Genomic DNA, 20,522 nt, shown 5'->3' on the forward strand with positions numbered 1-20,522 from the left:
GGCATGGCGTCCACCGGCCCAACCGCGAGGCCCGGACGAATCGGCACCCGGTTCGGTCGAGCCGGGCGCGCTGTCGGCAGGTCATCGGACTTGGCGTCCGGTAGCCGGACACTTCATACCGTTGCGGGACAGTTCCGGATTCGCACCGGATTCCCCTGCGGCGACAGCAGGCATGAGCATACATGTGGGGGCGGCCCGTTGCGGCAACCCCCACATGTAGTGTCGGCGTGGCTACAGCTTGAGCCGATACGCCAGGAGTGTCAGGCCCTCGATCGGCGCCCAGTCCCGCTCCGGCGTGCGTACGAAGCCCAGTCGCAGATAGATCCGGTGGGCGCCGGCCATGCTGCGCTGCGTGGAAAGAACCAGGCCGGTCACCCCGTCGAGGGCCTTCGCCCGCTCGATGCAGGCCCGCACCAGAGCCTCACCGGCACCCTGCCCGCGGGCCTCGTGGGCCACCGCGAGCATCCGGAACTCGGCCTCGTCCGGGGCCGCGATGTCGGCGAGCGGGCTGCCGGGCGCGGCGAAGGTCACCCCGCCCAGCAGGCGCCCGTCCCGCTCGGCGACGAGCACCTCGGCCCGGGCGGCCCGGCCGGCCACGTCGCGCAGCACGTCGAGGTAGGCGTCGTCCTCGTTGAAGTCCAGATGCCCGTCGGTGAGGTAGGCCTGCGCCGTGATCCCACCCAGCTCCGCGTAGTCGGCGGGCAGCGCCGTTCTGATCACCATGTCCATGAGGTCGAGTGTGCAGGACGGGCCGGTGGCGGTGCCCGGTGCGGATCCGGCGAAGGCCCCGCCGGAAGTGTCCGGCGGGGCCTTCGGTCCGGGTGGGCTCAGCAGCAGCGGAAGCCCTCGCGGGGGTCCGCCTCGCGGGCGTCCGTGCGGGCGCGTTCGAACGCGCGGCGGGTGAGCACCTCCGCGTCCGGGTCGTGGGAGCGGGCGTGGGCCACGTAGCGGTCGTACGCCGCCTCCCCCGAGAACTCCCGTACGTAGAAACGCACCTTCGCCAGCGCGCTGCGCACGCTCATCAGGCCACCGGCTCCTTGACGTGGCCGCCGCCCGCGTCCGGGCCCGCCGCGGCGAGCTCCGCCCGCTCCTCGGCGGTCGCGATCAGCCCGGCCGGGGCGACGATCTTCGACTCGGTCCACGGGACCTCGGAGAGGGTCGCCGAGCCGGGGTCGCGGACGGCCTTCAGGCAGGTCCGGGCCGCGTCCGCGAGGACGACGATGATCAGGACGGCGAAGAGGGCGCACAGGACGCCGTCCACCGTGGCGTTGGTGACCACGGTGTGCATGTCGTCCATGTTCTTGGCGGGCGGCAGGACCTTGTCGGCGTCGATCCCGGCCTGGTACTTGTCGCGCTGGGCGAAGAAGCCGACCTTCACGTCCTCGGAGAAGATCTTCTGGTAGCTCGCGGTCAGGGTCACCGTGGCGTCCCAGACCAGCGGAACGCCCGTCACCCAGGCCCACTTGAGCCGGCCGGACTTGACCAGCAGCGTGGTGCAGACGGCCAGGGCGACCGCGGCGAGCAGCTGGTTGGCGATGCCGAAGAGCGGGAAGAGCTGGTTGATGCCGCCCAGCGGGTCCTTGATGCCGACCCACAGGAAGTAGCCCCAGCCGCCGACGACGATCGCGCTCGCGAACCACACGCCGGGCTTCCAGCTGACGTCCTTGAAGGACTTGTGCACGTTGCCGAGGGTGTCCTGGAGCATGAACCGGCCCACGCGGGTGCCCGCGTCGAGCGTGGTCAGGATGAACAGCGCCTCGAACATGATGGCGAAGTGGTACCAGAACGCCTTCATGCCCGCACCGCCGACCACGGCGGAGAAGATCTCGGACATTCCGAGTGCGAAGGTCGGCGCGCCGCCCGTACGGGAGAGCAGGCTGGCCTCCTCGACGTCCTTGGCGGCCTGGGCGAGCGCCTCGGGGGAGACGGCGAAGCCGAAGTTGGTCACGGCCTGGGAGGCGGACTCGACCGTGGTGCCGATGATGCCGGGAGGGGAGTTGACCGCGAAGAAGAGGCCGGGCTCGATGATGCAGGCCGCGATGATCGCCATGACGGCGACGAACGACTCGGTCAGCATCGCGCCGTAGCCGATCATGCGGACCTGCGTCTCCTTCTGGATCATCTTCGGGGTGGTTCCCGAGGAGACCAGGGCGTGGAAGCCGGAGAGCGCACCGCAGGCGATGGTGATGAAGACGAAGGGGAACATCGAGCCGGCGAAGACCGGTCCGTCGCCGCGGGCCGCGAAGTCGGTGACCGAGGGCATCTTCAGGGTGGGCATCGCGATGACCACGCCGATCGCGAGGAGCGCGATGGTGCCGACCTTCATGAAGGTGGACAGGTAGTCGCGGGGGGCGAGCAGCATCCACACCGGCAGCACCGATGCCAGGAAGCCGTACACCACCATCCAGATGACCAGCGTCTCCTTTTCCAGGGTGAAGGTGCCCGCGAAGGAGGACTCGGCGACCCAGCCGCCCGCGACGATGGCGAGCAGCAGCAGCGCGACGCCGATGACGGAGACCTCGGTGACCCGGCCCGGCCGCAGGACGCGCAGGTAGAAGCCCATGAACACGGCGATCGGGATGGTCATGCCGATGGAGAAGACGCCCCAGGGCGAGTGCGCCAGGGCGTTGACGATGACCAGGGCCAGGACCGCCAGCAGGATGATCATGATGGCGAACACGGCGATCAGGGCGGCGGCACCGCCGACGGGGCCGATCTCGTCCCTGGCCATCTGGCCGAGCGAACGGCCGTCGCGGCGGGTGGAGAAGAACAGCGTGACCATGTCCTGGACGGCGCCGGCGAAGATCACGCCCGCGACGATCCAGATGGTGCCCGGCAGGTAGCCCATCTGCGCGGCGAGCACGGGTCCGACGAGCGGGCCGGCGCCCGCGACGGCGGCGAAGTGGTGGCCGAAGAGCACCCGGCGGTCGGTGGGATGGAAGTCGACACCGTTGTCAAGGCGTTCGGCGGGGGTGGCCCGGGTCGCGTCCACCTTCAGCACGCGGTGGGCGATGAAGCGCGCGTAGAAGCGGTAGGCGATCGCGTACGAGCCCAGTGCGGCGGCGAGCAGCCAGGCCGCGGAGATCTCCTCGCCGCGCGAGAGCGCGAGCACGCCCCAGCCGATGGCGCCGACGAGTCCGACGAGCACCCACGCGGCGATGGACTTGGGAGAGGGCGAGCCGGGCGCGGTGCCCGGACTCGCCGTGTCCCGTTCTGCCCCTGTTGCTTCCGGTTCAGGCATGACCTCGTCCCCTCGTCGATCATCTGCGTAAGGGCAGGGAATCTACGGGGGATTGCCCGGTGAGCGTAAGGGTCCGTCCGCATTCCGGTATGTGAAGGAATTCGGTAGGCCGGGGTCCGCCGGGCGGGGCCGGGCGAGCTCGGACGGGGCCGAACGTACGAGGTCAGACCGCCGGGCGCTTGAGCCTGGCGACGAACTTGTAGCGGTCGCCGCGGTACACCGACCGCACCCACTCCACCGGTTCGCCGTCGGCGTCCAGGGAGTGGCGGGAGAGCATCAGCATCGGCAGGCCGACGTCGGTGCCGAGCAGGCCGGCCTCGCGCGGGGTCGCCAGTGAGGTCTCGATGGTCTCCTCGGCCTCGGCGAGGTGCACGTCGTACACCTCGGCGAGTGCCGTGTAGAGGGAGGTGTACTTGGCGAGCGACCGGCGCAGCGCGGGAAAGCGCTTGGCCGACAGGTGCGTGGTCTCGATGGCCATCGGCTCACCGCTCGCCAGGCGCAGCCGTTCGATGCGAAGGACCCGTCCGCCCGTGGTGATCTTGAGCAGTCCGGCGAGGGTGTCGTCGGCCGTCACGTAACCGATGTCGAGGAGCTGGGACGTCGGTTCCAGTCCCTGGGCCCGCATGTCCTCCGTGTACGAGGTCAGTTGCAGGGCCTGGGAGACCTTGGGCTTGGCCACGAAGGTGCCCTTGCCCTGGATCCGTTCCAGTCGCCCCTCTACGACCAGTTCCTGGAGGGCCTGCCGGACGGTGGTCCGCGAGGTGTCGAACTCGGCCGCGAGCGTGCGCTCCGGCGGCACCGGGGTGCCGGGCGGCAATGTCTCGGTCATGTCGAGCAAGTGCCGCTTGAGTCGGTAGTACTTGGGCACGCGCGCCGTGCGAGTGGCCGCCCCGCCCTCCGGCTCCGTGGTCGCCCCTTCGGTGGCCATCGCCGCCCGCCTTCCCGACTCCAGTTTCGCTGCCGTCACCGGCTCCTCCGATATGTGCGGTCACATCGTGACACGTAAGGGGGGACAGGCCTTCTCTCTCCCCAGGTGTCGGTCCGATAACGGACCGGGCACCCGCTCATTAGACCCTTGACACCCCTAAAGGTCTAGGCCAAGCTCCAGCTACTGGTCTAAACCAATATGGATCAGATCCCGGCCCCACGGCAGTACTTCGCGTATGTCACCGCGGCGGGCAAGGGAAGTGCAGGCAGGCATCCCTGAGGAGGGTGGCGTGAAGCGCAAGCTCATCGCGGCGGTTGGAGTCGCGGGCATGGTGATCGGCCTCGCGGCGTGCGGTGATTCCGACAGCAAGGGGGGCGACAAGGCTTCCGAGGCCAAGGAGCTCACCGTCTGGCTGACGGTCGACGCCCAGAAGAACTGGCCGGAGCTCGTGAAGGCGGCCGACGACGCGATCGTTGCCAAGCACCCGGGTCTCACGATCAAGCACGAGTACTACGGCTGGCCGGACAAGAACGCCAAGCTGGACGCCGTACTTGCCACGGACAAGGCCCCGGACGTTGTCGAGATGGGCAACTCCGAGATGATCGGCTACACGTCGACCGGCGCCTTCGCCGAGATCGACCCGTCGAAGTTCGAGAACTCCGGCGCCTGGCTGGACGCCCTCAAGGAGTCCGTGACCTACGACGGCAAGACCTACGGCGTCCCCTACTACGCCGGTGGCCGTGTGGGCACCTGGCGCAAGGACATCGCCGCCGAGGCCGGCGTCGCCGCCGCGCCGAAGACGTGGGCCGAGTACACCGCCGCGCTGGACAAGATCCAGGCCGCGAAGGGCGACAAGTTCAGCGCCCTCTACCAGCCCTCCCCGGACTGGTACGCCGCGATGTCCTTCGTCTACGAGGCGGGCGGCAGCATCGCCAAGAAGGACGGCGACAAGTGGAAGGGCAACCTGTCCTCCCCCGAGTCGCTGAAGGGGCTCAAGCAGTACAAGGAGCTCCTCGACAAGTACATGCACGCCGACAAGACCAAGGACGAGTCCGACCGTCCGGTCGTCTTCGGCCAGGGCAACTCCGCGGCGATCTTCGCCGCCGCCTGGGAGGGCGCCACTGCCGCCACCCCGGAGAACGACAAGGTCGGCGGCCTGAAGGACAAGCTGGAGAACTTCGTCCAGCCCGGCCCGAGCGGCAAGAACCTCCCGGTCTTCCTGGGCGGTTCGGACCTGGCCATCCCGGCCAAGTCCAAGGCCAAGGACATCGCCGCCGAGTGGATCAACGTCTTCACCGGCGCCCAGGGCCAGAAGGGCCTGATCGCCAAGGGCAACCTGCCCAACAACAAGACGGACCTCGGCCCGCTGAAGGCCGACCCGAAGACCCAGGTCGCGGCCACCGCCGCCGAGTCCTCCTGGTTCGTCCCGACGGCGTCCGGCTGGGGCCAGATCGAGAAGGCCAAGCTCCTCCAGACCACGCTGCGCGACATCGGCACCGGCAACAAGTCGGTCGAGGACGCGGCCAAGGCCGCCGACGCCGAGATCGACAAGGTCATCAACACCAAGTGACCTGAGTGGGCAGGGCCCCGCCGGACCGGCGGGGCCCTGCTGCCCGTCAAGAGAGGGACCCCCGAGGAGCGCGCGATGAGTGCCGCACAGACAACCACCGCCGACCTGCCGCCGGCGAAGCAGAAGACTCCCCCCGGAGCGAAGTCGGGCAGCCCCGCCGCGCCGGGCCGGCCCAGCCGCAAGGGCCCCGGTGCCACTCCCTGGCTGCTGCTGGCCCCGTGCCTGCTGGTCATCGCCCTCGTCATGGGGTACCCGCTCTACCGGCTGGTGGCCCTGTCCTTCCAGAGCTTCGGCAAGTCCGAGCTCTGGGGCTTCAAGGATCCCGAGTTCGTCGGCTTCGACAACTTCGCCAAGATCCTCGGCGACGGCGAGTTCTGGGCCGTCGTCCTGCGTACGGTGATCTTCGCAGTCGGCGCGGTCGCCGCGACGATGGTGATCGGCATGCTCATCGCGCTGCTGCTCCAGAAGGTCTCCGGCTGGGTCAAGGCGCTCATCAGCATCGCCCTCGTGGCGAGCTGGGGCATGCCCATCATCGTCGCCACCGCCGTCTTCAAGTGGCTCTTCGACGCCGACTACGGCGTCCTCAACTACCTGATGAGTAAGCTCCCCGGCGTCGACATGGTCGGCCACAACTGGTTCACCAGCGGCCCCCAGGGCCTCGCGGTGATCATGCTGCTGGTGGTCTGGGGTGCGGTCCCCTTCGTCGTCATCACCCTCAGCGCGGGCCTCACCCAGGTGCCCAAGGAGCTGGAGGAGGCCGCCCGGCTCGACGGGGCGGGCGCGTGGGGCGTGTTCCGGCACGTCACCCTCCCGATCCTGAAGCCGATCCTCGTCATGCTGACGACCCTCTCCGTCATCTGGGACATGGGCGTCTTCCCGCAGGTCTTCGTGATGCGCAACGGGAACCCCGAGGCGGAGTTCCAGCTGCTGACCACCTACTCGTACCAGCAGGCCTTCGTGGTCAACGACTATTCGGGCGGCTCCGCGATCGCCCTGGTGACCGTCCTGCTGCTGCTCGGCGTGGTCGCCGTCTACATGCGCCAGATGCTCAAGATCGGAGAGGTGGAATGAGCGTGACCACCACGTCCACCACGTCCACCGCGACCCCGCGCGCCGAAGGCCCGAAGCAGCCCGAGCAGCGCAGACGGCGGGGGCAGCGCGGAAAGTCCAAGCTCGGCTGGAACCTCCTCGGCCTGCTGGTCTTCGCCACCGCGGGCTTCCCGGTCTACTGGATGCTCAACACGGCCTTCAAGCCGTCCAAGGAAGCGATCAACCCCGATCCGCAGTTCTTCCCGCACACCTTCACGCTGGACAACTTCTCCCGCGCGCTGGACGTCGCCGACTTCTGGGGCCCGGTCGGCCGCAGCCTGATCGTCTCGCTCGTCGTGGTCGTCATCGGCATCGCCGTCGGCATGCTGGCCGCCCTGGCCATCTCCCGCTTCGCCTTCCGCGGCCGCAAGGTCGTCATCGTCGGGATCCTCGCCGTCCAGATGGTCCCGCTCGTCGCGATGATCATCCCGGTCTTCCTGCTCCTGAACGACCTCGGTCAGTACGACAAGCTCACCGGCCTGATCATCACGTACCTGACCTTCGTCCTGCCCTTCACCGTGTGGACGCTGCGCGGCTTCATCGTCAACATCCCCAAGGAGCTGGAAGAGGCGGCCATGGTCGACGGCTGCACGCCGACCGGCGCCTTCCTGCGGGTCGTCTTCCCGCTGCTGGCCCCGGGCATGGTCGCCACCTCCGTCTACGCCTTCATCCAGGCGTGGAACGAGTACCTGTACGCGCTGATGCTGATGAGCCAGCAGAACCAGACCGCCACCGTCTGGCTCGGCAACTTCACCACCAAGCACGGCACCGAGTTCGCCCCGATGATGGCCGGCTCCACCATGATGGCCGTCCCGATCGTGGTCCTCTTCCTCATCGTCCAGCGCAAGATGGCCGCGGGCCTCACCGCCGGCGCCGTGAAGGGATAACGGCCCCATGACTGTTCTTGCGCACCGCACCGACACGGTCACCCGCGACGCCCTCGCCGTCCTCCAGCCCGGCTTCGAGGGCACCACCGCCCCCGACTGGCTGCTCCGCCGGATCGGCGAAGGCCTCACCGCCGTCGGCCTGTTCGGCCGCAACATCGCCTCGCCCGGACAGCTCGCCGCGCTGACCGCGCAGCTGCGTACCGAGCGCGACGACGTGCTGGTCGCCATCGACGAGGAGGGCGGCGACGTCACCCGCCTGGAGGTCCGGGGCGGCTCGTCCTTCCCCGGCAACCTGGCCCTCGGCGCCGTCGACGACACCGGCCTCACCAGGGACGTCGCCCGCGAGCTGGGCCGCCGCCTCGCCGAGTGCGGGGTCAACCTCAACTGGGCCCCGTCCGCGGACGTCAACTCCAACCCGGACAATCCCGTCATCGGCGTACGGTCCTTCGGAGCCGACACCCACCTCGCCGCCCGGCACACCGCCGCCTACGTCGAGGGCCTCCAGGCCGCCGGCGTGGCCGCGTGCACCAAGCACTTCCCGGGCCACGGCGACACCAACGTCGACTCGCACCACGCCCTGCCGCGCATCGACGTGGACCTGGACACCCTCCAGGTCCGCGAACTCGTCCCCTTCAAGGCGGCCATCGAGGCCGGCACCAAGGCCGTGATGAGCGCGCACATCCTGGTGCCCGCCCTCGACCCGACCCGCCCCGCCACCCTCAGCCCGCAGATCCTGACCGGCCTGCTGCGGCGGGAACTGGGCTACGAGGGCCTCATCGTCACCGACGGCATGGAGATGCACGCCATCGCCGGGACGTACGGGATCGAGCGCGGCTCGGTCCTGGCCATCGCGGCCGGTGCCGACGCCATCTGCGTCGGCGGCGGACTCGCCGACGAAGCCACTGTCCTGCGGCTGCGCGACGCGCTGGTCGCGGCCGTCCGCGAGGGAGCGCTCCCCGAGGAGCGCCTCGCCGACGCCGCCGCACGCGTCCGCGCGCTCGCCGTATGGACCCGCGAGGCCCGGCCGGACGCGCAGCCGGAGGGGAGCCGCGCGTCCGGCATCGGGCTGACCGCCGCCCGCCGCGCCCTGCTCGTCACGGGCTCGGCCAAGCCGCTCTCCGACCCGTACGTCGCCACGCTCGCGCCCGTCGCGAACATCGCGGTGGGGGACGAGACCCCGTGGGGCGTGGCGGCCGAACTCGCCGAACTGCTTCCGGGAACCGGGTCGGGCGTCTACCCCGAGGGCGCATCGGCCGGGGACATCCTGGCGGCCGCGGGGGAGCGCACCGTCGTCGCGGTGGTGCGTGACGCACACCGGCACCCCTGGATGACCGAGGCCGTCGACGCGCTGGTCGCGGCCCGGCCGGACACGGTCGTGGTCGAGATGGGCCTGCCGCGCGCCGAGCCGCGCGGGGCCCTGCACATCGCCACGCACGGCGCCTCGCGCGTCTGCGGCCGCGCAGCCGCCGAGGTGATCGCGGGCGCCTGACCCGCCAAGAGCCCCTGACCAGGGCGGCAGCCCCTGTGCCGGACACCGTCCGGGGCAGGGGCTGTCGGGCGTCCGGGGCCGGTGGACCGGTGGACCGGCGCACGGCGAAGGGCCGGACTCCCCGTCAGGGGATGTCCGGCCCTTCGCCGTGGCGTGTGCGTGGGGTCTACAGCCCCTGCCAGGAGGGCTTGTTGGCATAAGTGTGGCGGAAGTAGTCGGCCAGCTTCAGCTTCGAGGCGGCGGCCTCGTCCACGACCACGGTGGCGTGCCGGTGCAGCTGCAGCGCGGAGGCCGGGACCAGCGCGGACAGCGGGCCTTCGACGGTCTGCGCGACGGCCTCGGCCTTGCCCTCGCCGGTGGCCAGGAGGACCAGGTGGCGGGCGTCGAGGATGGTGCCGATGCCCTGGGTGATGACGTGGTGCGGCACTTGGTCCAGGTCGTTGTCGAAGAAGCGCGCGTTGTCCACGCGGGTCTGCTCCGTCAGCGTCTTGATGCGGGTGCGCGAGGCGAGGGAGGAGCAGGGCTCGTTGAAGCCGATGTGCCCGTCCGTGCCGATGCCCAGCAGCTGGAGGTCGACGCCGCCGGCCTCGGCCAGCGCTCGGTCGTAGGACTCGCACGCGCCGACGATGTCCTCGGCCGAACCGTCGGGGCCCATGAAGGACGCCTCGGACAGGCCGAGGGGTTCGACGACCTCGCGGAGCACCACCGCGCGGTAGGACTCGGGGTGCCCGGCCGGCAGGCCGACGTACTCGTCGAGCTGGCAGATCCGGGCGCGGGAGGCGTCGACCAGCCCGGCCCCGACCTTGGCGGCGAGGGCCTCGTAGACGGGCAGCGGGGTAGAGCCGGTCGCCACGCCGAGCAGGGCGTCGGGCTTGCGCCGCACCAGGGCGGCCATGGCCTCCGCGATGAGCTCGCCGCCTGCCTTGGCGTCCGGGACGATGACAACTTCCACGCGGGGCCTGCCGATCTGGAGTGGGTGATGTGGTATAGACCAATCTAGCAGAGGCCGACGGGTTCGGCGGGGGTCCCGCCGTTATCCATGGTGGTCCGGATCCGGGCGCCCGGCCCGCTCAGAGCAGCGCGAGCTGCAGGCCGCCCGTCGCGTCCAGGTGCTGGCCCGTCACCCAGCGGGAGTCGGGCGAGGCCAGGAAGGCCACCACGTCGGCGACCTCCTGCGCCGTGCCCACCCGGTGGAAGACGGAGCGGGCGGCCAGGTGGGCCCGCGTCGCCTCGTCCGCGAGGAGGCCCGCGTTGAGGTCGGTCGCGGTGATGCCGGGGCCGACCGAGTTCACGGTGATCCCGCGCGGGGCCAGTTCGGCGGCCAGCGACCGGGTCAGCGCGTTCGCCGCGCCCTTCGCCGTGACGGTGGCCAGGATGGCCGGCAGGGCGATGTCCGGGGTGCCGGTCACGTTCACGATCCGGCCACCGTCCCGCAGCCGCTCCAGCCCGTACTTGATCACGAAGAACGGCGCCTTGGCGTTGAGCGCGTGCGCCCGGTCGTACGTCTCCTCGTCGGTCTCCCTGATCCCGGCGAAGATCGCCGCCCCGGCGTTGTTCACCAGGATGTCCACGCCCTCGGTGTGCGCGGGATGGGCCCCGTACGCCGCCCAGAGGGCCTGTGCGTCGCCGGGGACGCCGAGTTCGGCCCCGATGGCGAAGGCCCGTCCGCCGGCCGCCCCGATCGCGTCGACCGTCTCCTTCGCCGCCACCGCGTCACGCCCGTAGTGCACCGCGACCAGCGCCCCGTCCCGAGCCAGCCGCTCGGCCACCGCCCGTCCGATGCCCCGGCTGCCGCCGGTGACCAGTGCCGTCTTCCCCTTGAGCACGCCCATGGCGCGCCCCCCTTCGCTCATCACTAGTGGTCGCTACAGAAATGACCGTACCAGATTCCCTAGCGCCCGCTATAGAATGCGGGCATGGTGACCGGACAGCGCGGCAGGCCCCGTTCCTTCGACCGCGACGCCGCCCTCGACAAGGCGATGCTCGCCTTCTGGGAGCGCGGCTACGAAGCGACCTCCATCGCCGACCTGACCGCCTCGCTCGGCATCAGTGCGCCCAGCCTCTACGCGGCCTTCGGTGACAAGCGCACGCTCTTCGGCGAGGTGGTGGCGGTGTACGGGGGCCGGTACGGGGACTTCGCGAGCGTGGCGCTGGCCGAGGAACCCACCGCCCGGGCGGCCGTCCACCGCATCCTGCGCGAGGCCGCCGAGGTCTACACCGACCCGGCCCACCCGCGGGGCTGCATGGTGATCAGCGCCGCGATCAACACGACCTCGGACGAGGTGGCGCAGGCGTTGCGCGAGCGGCGCAACGCCAACCTGGAGATGTTCGAGAGCCGGATCCGGGCCGACATGGCCGCCGGCGCGCTCCCCGCGGACACGGACGCGCGGGCGCTGGCCCGGTACGCCGGAGCGGTGATCCAGGGGATGTCCCAGCAGTCGCGCGACGGGGCGAGCCGGGAAGAGCTGGAAGCGGTGGCGGAGCGGGCCCTGCTGGCCTGGCCGGCGGAGTAGCCGGCGGGGGAGTCCGCCGGGCTTTCGTCCCGGGATGTTCACGGGAAGTGCCGCGGGGCGCGCCACGGAGAGTTCCTCTGGGCCACGGTGCAGGACGGGACCCTCGACCCGCCCGGCACCGTAGCCCGGAGTACTAACGGCCGACAGGTGTGCGGTTCCCGACGGCCGGTGGGAGGTGCCTGCGCGGTCAGGGCAGAGCGCGCGGCTTACCTCGATCCGTCCTCCTGTGCGGGGAGGGCGGAGGTTCTTCCATCAATTGTGGACTAGACCATTCTGTTCTGTCCATCCAATGACAGGGCCTGGAAACCCGTCACTTCCTCCAACAGTACGCGGCTCGCGCCCCGCTTGGATACTCCTGAGTACCGTCGTGGGCAAAGTCATGGCGCGTACCCGGGGTACGCTCGCAACGTGCCCTCCATGAACGACCTCGTACGCCAGCACACCGCTCTCGGTGAAACCGACCTGGAGTGGCTCCACCTGCTGGTCTCGGAGTGGCAGCTGCTCTCCGACCTGTCCTTCGCCGACCTCGTGCTGTGGGTGCCCACCCTCGACGGCACGCGGTACGTCTCGGTCGCCCAGATGCGTCCGAACACCGGTCCCACCTCGTACCAGGACGACATGGTCGGCCACCTGGTGCCGCGCGGCCGCCGGCCCCTGCTGGACGCCGCGCTCGACGAGGGCCGGATCGTGCGCGAGGGTGACCCTGAGTGGCGGGAAGAGGTGCCGGTCCGCGTCGAGTCGATCCCGGTCCGCCGCGAGGGCCGGGTACTGGGCGTGATCGCGCGCAACACCAATCTGCTCACTGTGCGTACACCGAGCCGGCTGGAGCTGACCTACCTCCAGTCCGCCTCCGACCTGGCCCAGATGATCGCGGCCGGCTCCTTCCCCTTCCCCGGCCAGCAGGTCGACATGGACGCCTCCCCGCGCGTCGGGGACGGCCTGATCCGGCTCGACGCCGACGGCGTGGTCACGTACGCCTCCCCGAACGCGCTCTCGGCCTACCACCGGCTCGGCCTCGCCTCCGATCTCGTCGGCCAGCACCTTGGCAAGACCACGGCCGAACTCGCCCCGTCCCGCGGACCGGTGGACGAGGCCCTGGTCAAGCTGGCCAGCGGCTGGGCCCCCCGGGAGACCGAGGTCGAGGGCAACAGCGGGGTCATCCAGCTGCGCGCCATCCCGCTCAAGCCGAAGGGCACCCGGATCGGCTCCCTGGTGCTGTGCCGCGACGTCACGGAACTGCGTCGTCGCGAACGTGAATTGATCACCAAGGACGCGACCATCCGGGAGATCCACCACCGGGTCAAGAACAACCTCCAGACCGTTGCCGCACTGTTGCGGCTGCAGTCCCGCAGGATGGATTCGCCGCAGGGCCGCGAGGCGCTCAACGAGGCGGTGCGCCGTGTCGGATCGATCGCGATCGTGCACGAGACGCTGTCTCAGAACCTCGACGAGCGGGTCGAGTTCGACGAGATCGCCGACCGGGTCATCGCGATGGTCTCGGAGATCTCGCCGGGCAAGGTCGACTGCCGGCGCACCGGAAGGTTCGGGATCCTGGACGCGGAGGTCGCCACTCCGCTGTCGATGGTGCTGACCGAGATCCTGCAGAACGCCCTGGAGCACGCCTTCACGCAGGGGGAGCGGGGCACCGTGGAGGTGGCCGCGATCCGCAGCGGAACCGGCCGCACCGATGGCCGGCTGCTGATCACCGTGCTCGACGACGGCAGCGGACTGCCCGAGGGATTCGACCCTCAGCGGGCCGGCAACCTCGGGCTGCAGATCGTACGGACCCTCGTGGAGGGGGAGCTCGGCGGCACGTTCGACATGCTCCGGGCCGAGCCGCGGGGCACCAAGGTCGTCCTCGACATCCCGTCCAGCCCGCAGAAGTAGCACCCGCAGCATGACTCTGTGTGACCGTCGGTCCTCATCGGACCGGTCGGCGCCGGACCCCGAACAGCACTGAGCCCCGGACCGAATGCTTCGGTCCGGGGCTCAAGAGCACGTTGCTGAGCGCTTATCCGGTTACTACGCGCTGCGCGTCGAGGCTCGAAAGTCGTTGTCAGGCGCTGGCGTTGCGCGCCCGGTTGCGAGCGGCGCGGCGCTTCATGGCGCGGCGCTCGTCCTCGCTGAGACCGCCCCAGACGCCGGAGTCCTGACCGGACTCGAGCGCCCACTGCAGGCACTGCTCCATGACGGGGCAACGGCGGCAGACGGCCTTGGCTTCCTCGATCTGCAGCAGCGCAGGACCGGTGTTGCCGATGGGGAAGAAGAGTTCCGGGTCTTCCTCACGACAAACGGCGTTGTGACGCCAGTCCATGGCTGCTCCATCTCCTTGTATTGCGAACAGGTTGCTTGTGAATGTGAACGCTTTCACGAATCCCCCCGTGAGGGAAGGGTGACCGCCCGGTTTCACGCGGGTGATCCATCAGAGATTCGTGGAGGGGTTCTGGCGGTCTGTGTGGGTGCCGGGTGTTGCGGGCTGTCCCGATCGCCATGAAGAGATTCGCAAACCTCGGACGGGGATACAACCCCTTCCGGAAAGTTTTTTTTGATTCGTCGGTGTCTACTAGGTCACAGCCCTACATCGTGAGGGTGGACCGGCGTGTAAACGTTCGAGTGAAAGGCCTTCGGGCTCTTCTACTCACACAATCACACGCAGTGCACGGCGTACGCCTGTGAACCGAACGCTGGTGCGCAGTCCGAGGTGATCGCCGTCCATCTGGAACGGAAGTGGAACCTTCGAATGCAAGGTGAAGTCGGTCAGATCGTGCAGAGACACCGCGTGCTTGCCGTGTGGACCCCGCTCAGGAGTGGAGGTCAGGAGCTGTGTCGCGTACCGCGCGACCGCCGGAGTTGACAAACGGTTCAGTGCCAATACGTCAAGCGCAGTATCGAACGAGGCTTCGGGGGAGGCGTAAAGGGGACGATTCCCCAGATACGTCCACGGTGAGGTATTGCACACTATCGACAGGACCAGATCGGTCACCGGGTCAGCTCCCGGGCGCTCCAGCGTGACCGTGCCGTGCCGCCGGTTCGGCTCCTCCCAGAACTGGCGCATCAGCTGTCGCACATACAGGGCGTGCGTCGAACGCTTGCCGCGCTCCCGCTGCTGCTCCACCCGGCCCACCACCCCGGCGTCGAAGCCGAAGCCCGCACAGAACGTGAACCACCGGGCCGGGACCGACTCGTCCTCCGTGCCCGGGGTGCCGGCCGCCAGGCCCAGACCCACCGTCCGCTCGCGCTGCTCGCGCAGCGCGTCGAGGAGGGCGCCGGTCGCCTCGACCGCGTCATTGGGCAGTCCCAGGGCGCGGGCGAACACATTGGTGGAGCCGCCGGGGACCACGGCCAGCCGGGGCAGCCGGTCCGGATCGGGCCCGTTGTGCAGAAGTCCGTTGACCACTTCGTTGACCGTGCCGTCGCCGCCCAGTGCGACGACGAGGTCGAGCCCCTCGTGGGCCGCCTTGCGCCCGAGATCCCGCGCGTGGCCGCGGTACTCGGTGGTGATCGCCTCCAGCTTCATTTCGCTGGCCAGGGCATGGATCAGGACGTCACGCGTGCGCGCACTGGTGGTCGTCGCTGCTGGGTTGGCCACGAGAAGTGCACGCATGAGCGCCAGACTACCCACCCCTTCAAATGTCGACCCTACTGCCCGTCCCCTCCGGGGCCCGGGGCGCGCCGCTACCCTGCTGGAGTGAGTAAGAAGCAGCCCGCGAACGCCCCCGCCCCCGCTCCCGCCGCCGACCTCCCGACCGCCGCGCTGCCCGGTCGGCTGACCGCGGCCGCCGCGCTCACCGCCCTGGAGGGCCTGGCGCTGGCCGGCCTCGGGGTCTACATGCTCTTCGTGGGGATCGCCGGCGACCCCGACTCCCCGCAGCAGGCCGAGACGGGCGGGATCACCCTGCTCGCGCTCGCCGCGCTGCCGCTGGTCGCGGCCCGCGGGCTGCGACTGGGCCGCCGCTGGAGCCGCGGCCCGGCGCTGATCACCCAGCTGATGGCGCTGCCGGTGGCCTGGACCCTCTACAGCACCGGCGGTGCGATGATCGCCGCTGCCGTGGCGCTGGCCGTGGCCGCCGTGGCCGTCGTGGCGCTCCTGGTGAATCCGACGGCGACCGAGGCTCTCGGTATCGGGCCCGGGGAACAGGCCCGATAACCGGTCGTCCGGTCGTGCCGCCCTCGCCGGCGCCTACTCCTCGACGAGGAGCTTCTCGCGGAGCTGGGCCAGGGTGCGGGCCAGCAGCCGCGAGACGTGCATCTGGGAGATGCCGACCTCCTGCGCGATCTGCGACTGGGTCATGTTGCCGAAGAAGCGAAGCAGCAGGATCCGCTTCTCCCGCGGGGGCAGGCCCTCCAGCAGAGGCTTGAGGGACTCGCGGTACTCGACGCCCTCCAGGGCCTCGTCCTCCGCACCCAGGGTGTCCGCGACCGCCGGCGACTCGTCGTCGGTGTCCGGGACGTCGAGGGAGAGCGTGCTGTAGGCATTGGCCGATTCCAGCCCCTCCAGCACCTCCTCCTCGGAGATCCCCAGCCGTTCGGCCAGTTCGTGCACCGTCGGGGAACGGCCGTGCTGCTGGGACAGTTCGGCCGTGGCCGTCGTCAGCGAGAGCCGCAGCTCCTGCAGACGACGCGGCACCCGCACGGCCCAGCCCTTGTCACGGAAGTGGCGCTTGATCTCGCCGACCACCGTGGGCGTGGCGTACGTGGAGAACTCGACCCCGCGGTCCGGGTCGAACCGGTCCACCGACTTGATGAGGCCGATCGTCGCGACCTGGGTCAGGTCGTCGAGCGGCTCACCGCGGTTGCGGAAGCGCCGCGCCAGGTGTTCCACCAGCGGCAGGTGCATCCGTACCAGCCGGTTGCGCAGCTCGGCCTTCTCCACCGACCCGTCGGGCAGTGCCCGCAGCTCGATGAACAGGGCCCGCGCGCCACTGCGGTCGCGCGGATCCGGCAGCGCATGGCTCACCGGGAGCACCGGCGCCGCCGGTACCACCGGTGCCAGTTCCGGGGCCGCGGCAGCGGCCTCGGTCGGCTGGGATGGTTGTGGTTGTTCCTGCTGGTTCTCGCTCATAGGGCCCGCCCGTCGCTCCGCCGAGTCCAAAAAGCCGTCTTCCGCATCCGCGTCAGCCGGGTGCGGCCGGGCGTGCTGCTGCTCCGGGATGCCGCCGTCGACCTCGTGCCGTACCCGGGGCCGATCCCCGCCCCGCACCGGGATCTCCCCGCCGCTCACGCCGGGCCTGGTCCCGCGCCGCGCTGTTTGTAGAGGCTGATGCTCACCGTCCGGTTCTCCTCGACCGTGGCCTCGACCTTGCCGGCCAGCGCCGACAGGACCGTCCACGCGAACGTGTCACGCTCCGGTGCGCGCCCGTCGGTGGTCGGCGCCGAGACGGTCACCTCCAGCGAATCGTCGATCAGCCGGAACACGCAACTGAGGACGGAGCCCGGCACGGCCTGCTGGAGCAGGATCGCGCAGGCCTCGTCCACCGCGATGCGGAGGTCCTCGATCTCGTCGAGGGTGAAGTCCAAACGTGCCGCGAGACCGGCCGTGGCCGTCCGCAGCACCGACAGGTAGGCACCCGCAGCGGGCAGCCGGACTTCCACGAAGTCCTGAGTCCCGGGCTCGCCTGCGATCTGGGACACCCTCACCTCCAAGGTGGTACGAGCTCTGTTCGCCGGTGACGCTATCGCGATCCGGGCGATCGTGTCGCGGCACCCCTCTTGGTGCCCGCTTCGAGCACCCCGCCTGCGAGCCAGTGACTGATGGTAAGCCCATGGGTACGCACAGTGGCTAGGGGTCTGCGGGGCCCAAATCAGGGGAACCGGCGGAGGGTTGAACTACCCCGCTTCAGACGATCGAACCGTCGACAAAACACCATCGCCAGGTCTCGCCCGGTTCGAAGCTCCGCATCATCGGATGCCCGGTCTCCTGGTGGTGCGCGGTGGCGTGCCGGTGGGGCGAGGAATCACAGCAGGCCACGTGCCCGCACCCCAGGCACATCCGCAGCTGGACGGGGTGGCTGCCGAGCGCCAGGCACTCGGAGCAGGTCTGGTGGGAGGGCACCGGTTCGGGACGCGGCAGTTCGGCAACGTGGGTGCACTCGCTCATCGCATTCTCCTTGTACCGGACCCCGGCCCTCAGTCTCGGGGCGAACCACGCGCACGGGCCGGAGCGGCGATGCAGCGGAGTGTCGTTGCGTCACGCTTTGACCGGAGCTTGATCTCGTACAGAATACGTTCCCGCCGTGTGAGCCATGAGGATCTCCTCAGTCCAACGTGCTCGTTCGGGGCGAGCGGCCGACGATTGAGGTGGATCTTCGATGGAGGTATTGCCGCTGGTGGCGCTGATCGCCGGCAGTGCGGCCGTCGCGGGGCTGGCGCGCCGGACCCCGGTGCCCGCGCCGCTGCTGCTGGTCGCCGCCGGACTGCTGGCCGGCTACGTCCCGGGGGTGCCCGAGTACACCCTCGACCCGCACATCGTGCTGCCGCTGCTGCTCCCGCCGCTGCTGTACACGGCGGCCGTGGACAGCTCGTACCTGGACCTGCGCGCGAACGTCCGGCCGATCGCGATGCTCTCGGTGGGCTACGTGCTCTTCGCGACGCTCGCCGTCGGATACGCGGCGTACCTGCTGGTGCCGGGGCTCTCCGTGCCGGTGGCGCTGGTGCTGGGAGCGGTGATCGCCCCGCCGGACGCGGTCGCCGCCACCGCGATCGCCCGCAAGCTCCGGCTGCCGAACCGGATCACGACCATCCTGCAGGGCGAGTCCCTGGTCAACGACGCCACCGCGATCACCGCCTACAAGGTGGCGCTGGCCGCGGCCGTCGGGGTGAGCGCCGGCTGGGCGGGCGGCATCGCCGAGTTCCTGCTGGCCTCGGTCGGCGGGATCGGCGTCGGCCTGCTGCTGATGGTGCCGATCCACCACCTGCGCACCCGCCTGAAGGAGCCGCTGCTCCAGAACACCCTCTCGCTGCTGATCCCCTTCGTGGCCTACGCGGCCGCGGAGCGGGTGCACGCCTCCGGGGTGCTGGCCGTGGTCGTGGTCGCGCTGTACCTCGGGCACCGGAACTGGCAGGTCGACTTCGCCACCCGGCTCCAGGAGGAGGCGGTGTGGAAGGTGGTCGCCTTCGTGCTGGAGTCGGTGGTCTTCGCGCTGATCGGGCTCCAGCTGCCGGTGGTCCTCAAGGGACTGGGCGAGTACAACGGCCTGCACGCGGCCTGGTACGCGACCGCCGTGTTCCTCGCGGTCGTGGTGGCCCGCTTCCTGTGGGTCTTCCCGGCGACCTTCGTGCCCCGCTGGATGTCGCCGCGGATCCGGGACCGGGAGCCGGAGACCGACTGGAAGGCCCCGGTGATCGTGGGGTGGGCCGGGATGCGGGGCGTGGTCTCGCTGGCCATCGCCTTCTCCGTGCCGATGTCGGTGCCGCACCGGAACCTGATCCTCTTCCTGACCTTCACCACCGTCATCGGCACGCTGGTGGTGCAGGGGCTGACGCTGCCGCCGCTGATCCGGGCGCTGAAGCTGCCGCCGAAGGACGTGCAGGCGGAGACCCTGGCGGAGGCGCAGGCCCAGAGCGAGGCCTCGCGGGCCGCCGAGGAGCGGCTCGCGGAGCTGCTGGAGGAACCGGAGAACAGCACGCTGCCGCCGCCGCTGGCGGACCGGCTGCGGACGGTGCTGGAACGGCGGCGCAACGCGGTGTGGGAGCGCCTCGGCGAGGTCAACCCGGAGACGGGGGAGTCGGCGGACGACATCTACCGGCGGCTCGCGCGGGAGATGATCGCGGCCGAGCGGGAGGTCTTCGTGGCGCTGCGGGACGACCGGCGGATCGACGACGAGATGCTGCGGGCGCTGCTGCGCCGGCTGGACCTGGAGGAGGCAGCGGCCTACCGGGAGGAGGGCTGACCCGTGATGACCGCGGCCAGCGCGCTGCCGCGGGCGACGGCGCCCGACGCGGTGAGTTCGGTCAGGGCCCAGAGCAGCTTGGCCACGTAGATCCGCTCGACCGGGAGCCCGTGGCGGTCCTCGAAATCGGCGGCGAAGGCCTCCAGCGGGGCCGGGACCCGGGCGTAGCCGCCGTGGTCGAAGCCCTCGGCCAGGCTCCAGTCCCCGGCCGGGCCCCCGAAGGCGGCCGCCTGGAGGGAACGTATCTCCGCGGCCAGGAAACCGCCCGCCAGGACCGGAACCCCGAGCGCCCGCTGCCCGGGGGCCAGCCCGGCCGCGAGGCCCGCCAGGGTCCCGCCGGTGCCGCAGGCCACCGCCACCACGCCGGCGGCACCGCGCAGCTCACGGCCGAGTTCGGCGCAGCCGAGCAGGGCGAGGGCGTTGCTGCCGCCCTCGGGCACCACGTACGCGCCGCCCGCGCCCGCTGCCTCCACCAGCCGTGCCAGCTCCTGCGGCTCGGCCTTGCGGCGGTACTGCGACCGGGACACGAAGTGCAGCCGCATGCCGTCGGCCGCGCACCGGGCGAGGGAGTCGTTCAGGGGCCGCCCGGCCAGCTCGTCCCCGCGCACGATGCCGGTCGTCCCCAGCCCGAGCAGCCGCCCGGCGGCGGCGGTGGCCAGCAGGTGGTTGGAGTACGCCCCACCGAAGGTGACCAGCCGATCGTGACCGCCGTCCAGGGCGGCGCGGAGATTGGGCGCGAGCTTGCGCCACTTGTTCCCGGGCAGCTCCGGATGCACGAGGTCGTCCCGCTTGAGCAGGAGCCGTACGCCATGCCGGTCGAACCGCTCGTCGCGGACCTCCAGCAGCGGGGACGGCGGTCGGGGCTGCAGGAGTACGTCAACGTTCGCGGGGCGATTCACCCGTCCATTGTGGGCGC

General features: G+C 70.5%; 20 protein-coding genes and 1 riboswitch. Of the genes, 8 read left to right on the forward strand and 12 right to left on the reverse strand.

Annotation, left to right across the window (positions count from 1 at the left end; translation table 11 throughout):
- Positions 1-58 precede the first annotated feature (58 nt).
- A riboswitch (cobalamin riboswitch) is annotated at positions 59-180 on the reverse strand.
- 51 nt (positions 181-231) lie between these two features.
- From OG444_RS25575 to OG444_RS25590, 4 genes are all read right to left on the reverse strand, one after another.
- Positions 232-729: a GNAT family N-acetyltransferase gene (locus tag OG444_RS25575; RefSeq protein ID WP_327264367.1), complete on the reverse strand. Its 498-nt coding sequence runs from the start codon at positions 727-729 to the stop codon at positions 232-234.
- A gap of 98 nt (positions 730-827) precedes the next feature.
- A complete protein-coding gene (locus OG444_RS25580; RefSeq protein ID WP_327264368.1) occupies positions 828-1,022 on the reverse strand; it encodes a YbdD/YjiX family protein in 195 nt (64 codons plus the stop codon).
- Positions 1,022-3,241, reverse strand: coding sequence for a carbon starvation CstA family protein (locus OG444_RS25585; RefSeq protein ID WP_327264369.1), 2,220 nt, complete (start codon positions 3,239-3,241; stop codon positions 1,022-1,024). Before OG444_RS25585 ends, OG444_RS25580 begins: the two co-directional genes overlap by 1 nt.
- Before the next feature lie 163 nt (positions 3,242-3,404).
- Positions 3,405-4,169, reverse strand: coding sequence for a GntR family transcriptional regulator (locus OG444_RS25590; RefSeq protein ID WP_030016685.1), 765 nt, complete (start codon positions 4,167-4,169; stop codon positions 3,405-3,407).
- Between the two features lie 289 nt (positions 4,170-4,458).
- Here OG444_RS25590 and OG444_RS25595 point away from each other — a divergent pair, with 289 nt between their 5' ends.
- The 4 genes from OG444_RS25595 to OG444_RS25610 all read left to right on the forward strand — a co-directional run bounded on the left by OG444_RS25595 (position 4,459) and on the right by OG444_RS25610 (position 9,204).
- Positions 4,459-5,739, forward strand: coding sequence for an extracellular solute-binding protein (locus OG444_RS25595; RefSeq protein ID WP_327264370.1), 1,281 nt, complete (start codon positions 4,459-4,461; stop codon positions 5,737-5,739).
- A 75-nt stretch (positions 5,740-5,814) separates the two neighbouring features.
- Positions 5,815-6,810, forward strand: coding sequence for a carbohydrate ABC transporter permease (locus OG444_RS25600; RefSeq protein ID WP_327264371.1), 996 nt, complete (start codon positions 5,815-5,817; stop codon positions 6,808-6,810).
- A 2-nt stretch (positions 6,811-6,812) separates the two neighbouring features.
- Positions 6,813-7,715 (forward strand): carbohydrate ABC transporter permease, encoded by a 903-nt coding sequence (locus OG444_RS25605; protein ID WP_383196560.1) that lies wholly within the window; start codon positions 6,813-6,815, stop codon positions 7,713-7,715.
- Between the two features lie 7 nt (positions 7,716-7,722).
- Positions 7,723-9,204, forward strand: coding sequence for a glycoside hydrolase family 3 protein (locus OG444_RS25610; protein WP_327264373.1), 1,482 nt, complete (start codon positions 7,723-7,725; stop codon positions 9,202-9,204).
- A gap of 166 nt (positions 9,205-9,370) precedes the next feature.
- On the opposite strand, the gene nagB is transcribed toward OG444_RS25610, so the two are convergent.
- Positions 9,371-10,156 (reverse strand): glucosamine-6-phosphate deaminase, encoded by a 786-nt coding sequence (gene nagB, locus OG444_RS25615; protein WP_327264374.1) that lies wholly within the window; start codon positions 10,154-10,156, stop codon positions 9,371-9,373.
- 118 nt (positions 10,157-10,274) lie between these two features.
- A complete protein-coding gene (locus OG444_RS25620; protein WP_327264375.1) occupies positions 10,275-11,036 on the reverse strand; it encodes an SDR family oxidoreductase in 762 nt (253 codons plus the stop codon).
- Between the two features lie 84 nt (positions 11,037-11,120).
- On the opposite strand from OG444_RS25620, the gene OG444_RS25625 reads away from it, so the two are divergent.
- Complete coding sequence (locus OG444_RS25625; RefSeq protein ID WP_327264376.1) at positions 11,121-11,717, forward strand: TetR/AcrR family transcriptional regulator; 597 nt, start codon at positions 11,121-11,123, stop codon at positions 11,715-11,717.
- 417 nt (positions 11,718-12,134) lie between these two features.
- Entirely contained in the window at positions 12,135-13,604 is a 1,470-nt protein-coding gene (locus OG444_RS25630) for a sensor histidine kinase (protein WP_327266927.1), read from the forward strand.
- Positions 13,605-13,773: 169 nt separating this feature from the next.
- Here the strand turns inward: OG444_RS25630 and OG444_RS25635 are convergent, their stop codons facing one another.
- Positions 13,774-14,031, reverse strand: coding sequence for a WhiB family transcriptional regulator (locus OG444_RS25635; RefSeq protein WP_003953983.1), 258 nt, complete (start codon positions 14,029-14,031; stop codon positions 13,774-13,776).
- A 324-nt stretch (positions 14,032-14,355) separates the two neighbouring features.
- The gene (locus OG444_RS25640) at positions 14,356-15,321 is read right to left on the reverse strand and encodes a diacylglycerol/lipid kinase family protein (protein WP_327264377.1); all 966 of its coding nucleotides are present in this window, start codon (positions 15,319-15,321) and stop codon (positions 14,356-14,358) included.
- A gap of 84 nt (positions 15,322-15,405) precedes the next feature.
- On the opposite strand from OG444_RS25640, the gene OG444_RS25645 reads away from it, so the two are divergent.
- Complete coding sequence (locus tag OG444_RS25645; RefSeq protein ID WP_383195876.1) at positions 15,406-15,864, forward strand: hypothetical protein; 459 nt, start codon at positions 15,406-15,408, stop codon at positions 15,862-15,864.
- A 33-nt stretch (positions 15,865-15,897) separates the two neighbouring features.
- Here the strand turns inward: OG444_RS25645 and OG444_RS25650 are convergent, their stop codons facing one another.
- The 3 genes from OG444_RS25650 to OG444_RS25660 form a co-directional block, all read right to left on the reverse strand.
- Positions 15,898-16,938, reverse strand: a complete 1,041-nt coding sequence (locus tag OG444_RS25650; RefSeq protein ID WP_327264378.1) for an RNA polymerase sigma factor SigF — start codon at positions 16,936-16,938, stop codon at positions 15,898-15,900.
- Positions 16,935-17,348, reverse strand: coding sequence for an anti-sigma regulatory factor (locus OG444_RS25655; RefSeq protein WP_030012703.1), 414 nt, complete (start codon positions 17,346-17,348; stop codon positions 16,935-16,937). Before OG444_RS25655 ends, OG444_RS25650 begins: the two co-directional genes overlap by 4 nt.
- A 205-nt stretch (positions 17,349-17,553) precedes the next feature.
- Entirely contained in the window at positions 17,554-17,814 is a 261-nt protein-coding gene (locus OG444_RS25660; RefSeq protein WP_327264379.1) for a UBP-type zinc finger domain-containing protein, read from the reverse strand.
- 211 nt (positions 17,815-18,025) lie between these two features.
- On the opposite strand from OG444_RS25660, the gene OG444_RS25665 reads away from it, so the two are divergent.
- The gene (locus OG444_RS25665) at positions 18,026-19,606 is read left to right on the forward strand and encodes a Na+/H+ antiporter (protein WP_327264380.1); all 1,581 of its coding nucleotides are present in this window, start codon (positions 18,026-18,028) and stop codon (positions 19,604-19,606) included.
- On the opposite strand, the gene OG444_RS25670 is transcribed toward OG444_RS25665, so the two are convergent.
- Positions 19,588-20,505 carry a 1-aminocyclopropane-1-carboxylate deaminase/D-cysteine desulfhydrase gene (locus tag OG444_RS25670; protein ID WP_327264381.1) on the reverse strand — a complete coding sequence of 306 codons (918 nt, stop codon included), beginning with the start codon at positions 20,503-20,505 and terminating at the stop codon, positions 19,588-19,590. The two genes, OG444_RS25665 and OG444_RS25670, sit on opposite strands and share 19 nt — an antisense overlap.
- Positions 20,506-20,522: the final 17 nt, after the last annotated feature.

Source organism: Streptomyces sp. NBC_01232 (assembly GCF_035989885.1).
GTDB lineage: Bacteria > Actinomycetota > Actinomycetes > Streptomycetales > Streptomycetaceae > Streptomyces.